4 protein-coding genes are annotated in these 3,035 nt (G+C 65.4%); 2 read left to right on the top strand and 2 right to left on the bottom strand.

Annotated elements, in window-relative coordinates:
* A partial coding sequence (locus WBF82_RS22260; RefSeq protein WP_424385094.1) for a class I SAM-dependent methyltransferase occupies nt 1–408 on the bottom strand: 408 nt, incomplete at its 3' end.
* Complete coding sequence (locus WBF82_RS22255; RefSeq protein ID WP_424385095.1) at nt 402–1,673, bottom strand: glycosyltransferase family 4 protein; 1,272 nt, start codon at nt 1,671–1,673, stop codon at nt 402–404. The genes WBF82_RS22255 and WBF82_RS22260, both read right to left, overlap by 7 nt.
* Nucleotides 1,674–1,788: 115 nt before the next feature.
* Here WBF82_RS22255 and pncA point away from each other — a divergent pair, with 115 nt between their 5' ends.
* Nucleotides 1,789–2,349 (top strand): pyrazinamidase PncA, encoded by a 561-nt coding sequence (gene pncA / locus WBF82_RS22250; RefSeq protein ID WP_424385093.1) that lies wholly within the window; start codon nt 1,789–1,791, stop codon nt 2,347–2,349.
* On the top strand, nt 2,346–3,035 hold a 690-nt coding region (locus WBF82_RS22245), incomplete at its 3' end, for a nuclear transport factor 2 family protein (RefSeq protein WP_424385092.1). The genes pncA and WBF82_RS22245, both read left to right, overlap by 4 nt.

Genomic DNA, 3,035 nt, shown 5'->3' with positions numbered 1-3,035 from the left:
GGAGAGTAACCAACACAACCGCTCCGGCAACCACCTGGGTACGGTGATTGCCAGCCTGCCGCCGACCTTGAGGACACGTATCAGCTCATCGATCATCGCACTATCGCCCGGGACATGCTCCAGGATCTCCGAGGCGATGACGCAATCGAACGTCCGATCGGGATAGGGCAGCGCGAGAGCGTCACCGACGACGGTCTCGGCGTGAGCTGACGGCGGCACCTCGCCGGATTCGGCCATGGCAACAAACATGGTGTCAACGTTGCTCAGTTCGGCGGCATCTTGATCGAACGCGACCACATCGGCACCCCTGCGATAGGCCTCGAAACTGTGCCGCCCCGCTCCGCACCCGACGTCAATCACCTTGGTGCCGTGGCCGATACCGAGCCGGTCGAAGTCGACGGTCAGCACGGCTTGCCTGCTGGCTGGACCGAATCCGGAACCGGCAGCTGGCGATTGATCGCGCGTTCGTAGACGCGTGCGGTCTGGGCTGCCACCGATTCCCAGCTGTACACATCGACCGCGCGACGGCGACCGGCCGTCCCGAGTTGATGCAGTTGGTCGGGGGAGCCCAGCAGTTCGGCCAACACCCGGATCAGCTCGGCGGCGTCGCCCGGGCGCACCAGCCTGGCGCAGTCACCGTCGGGTCCGAGCACCTCGGGCAGGGCGCCGGCGCGGCTAGCCACGATCGGTGTGCCGCTGGCCATCGCCTCAACCGCCGGTAGTGAAAAGCCTTCGTAAAGCGAAGGGATACAGGCGATCTCAGCTGACGCAAATAGCCGCGCCAACGCGGCGTCGGAGAGTCCGCTGGAGATGTGGACGATATCGGAAATTCCGAGTTCGGCGATCAGCTTTTCGGTGGGGCCGTTGGGCTCGAGCTTGGCGACAAGCTGCAACTCCAGGTCGTGGTCAGTGCGGAGCTTGGCTACCGCGTGCAGCAGATGCCCGACGCCCTTGAGCGGTCGGTCTGCGCTGGCGATCGCGATGATTCGCCCCGGAATTCGCGGCTGGGTGGACGGTGCGAACAGGTCGGTGTCGACACCCAGCGGCACCACGTGCAGCTGGTCTGGATCGACCCCGAAGTCCGCGGTGATGTCAGTCGCCGAGGACGACGAGACGGTCAGCAAGTCCGGAATGCTGCGCGCGACGCGCTCTTGCATCGCCAGAAAGCCATACCACCGGCGTACCAACGGTTTACGCCACCACCGCGCCGCAGCAAGATCCAGTACCCGGTCACGAGTGATCGGATGATGAACGGTCGCCACGACGGGCAGGCCGGTTGCCGCGATGTTGAGCAGGCCTACCCCCAGGCTCTGATTGTCGTGCACCACGTCAAACTCGTGCCGCCGTTCGGCCAGCAGGCGAGCGGCCCGCAGGCTGAACGTCCGGGGCTCGGGGAAGCCCGCGGTCCATACCGTGCCCAGCTCGCGAAGATCGATGCGGTCGCGGATTTCACGAGGATGTGGGATGCGGAATGGATCAGGCTCGCGATACATGTCGAGGCTGGGCACCTCGGTCAGTACCACCCGAGGGTCGAGACCTTCGGGGTAAGGCTGTCCGGAGAAAACCTCGACCTGGTGTCCCAGTTCGACCAGCCCCCGGCTGAGGTGACGGACGTAAACCCCCTGCCCGCCGCAGTGCGTTTTGCTGCGATACGACAGCAACGCAATCCGCATACTCACGGTTGGGGGACGACGTCAGTGAACTTTCTGGACACGTGTCTGGACTATAGTTTGACTATCTACGTGATGCAACGCGCTGCTACCGGCCCGACCGGCGATACCGTGGGTTATGCGCGCCTTGATCATCGTCGACGTCCAGAACGACTTCTGCGAGGGCGGCTCCTTGGCGGTGACCGGCGGCGCGGCCGTCGCGCGCGCGATCAGCGAATATCTGGCTGACGGCGCCGACTACCTCCACGTGGTGGCCACCCAGGATTTCCACATCGATCCGGGTGATCATTTCTCCGACCGGCCCGACTACTCGACGTCGTGGCCGCCGCACTGCCTGGCGGGGAGTACGGGCGCGCAATTTCATCCCGATCTCGACTCCGATCGCTTCGACGCGGTGTTTCGCAAGGGCGCCTATGACGCCGGCTATAGCGGTTTCGAAGGCGTCGACGGGTCCGGCACCCTGCTGGCCGATTGGCTGGCTCAACACAACGTTGACCAGGTTGACGTCGTGGGCATCGCCACCGACCATTGCGTGCGCCAAACCGCGCAGGACGCCTCGCGGAACGGTTTGGCCACGCGGGTGCTGCTGGATCTGACCGCCGGCGTGGGGGACGAGTCCACCGCCGCGGCCGTCAAGGCCTTGCAGGCCGCCGGCGTCGCGATAGTGCCGAGCGTGTGACGGGACAAACGGGGTCGGCACTGCTGGCCGCGGTGGAGCGATCGCCGCATGCAGCCGCAGCGCATGATCGCGCGGGCTGGGTGGGGTTATTCACCACGGACGCCCGCGTCGAAGATCCGGTGGGCTCGCGGCCGCACGTGGGACCGGCAGAGATCGGCCGCTTCTACGACACTTTCATCGGCCCGCGTGACATCGCATTCCACCGCGACCTCGATGTGGTCTGCGGCCATACCGTCGTGCGCGATCTCACTCTCGAGGCGGTGATGAGTTCGGCGGTCACCATGAACATTCCGGTGTTACTCCGTTATGACCTGCGCGACGTCGACGGCGAATGGAAGATCGCGGTGCTGCGCGCTTACTGGGAGCTGCCGACCATGGTGCTGCAATTTCTACGCAACGGCGCATCCGCTGTGCCGGCAAGCATCCGACTGTCCCAAGGACTGATCCGCAACCAGCGGCTCGGCGGTACCGCCGGGTTTGCAGCCGGCTTCCGTCGGGTGGGCTCCCGCCACAAGAAGTTGGTCGACAGCTTCGTGCACGCCGTTGGCGCAGGGGACAGGCTTACCGCGCAGCGCACGTTATCAGCCGATGCCGCAATCACTTTCGGTGACCACGGTGCCGCAAACATCGCCGATCTCGTCGCGCAGTGTCCCGGCGCCCGCGCGCCCAAGCTCATCGCGGCAGGC

It is taken from the genome of Mycobacterium sp., from assembly GCF_049673265.1.
Lineage (GTDB): Bacteria > Actinomycetota > Actinomycetes > Mycobacteriales > Mycobacteriaceae > Mycobacterium.
This window is presented reverse-complemented; position numbering and strand designations above follow the sequence as displayed.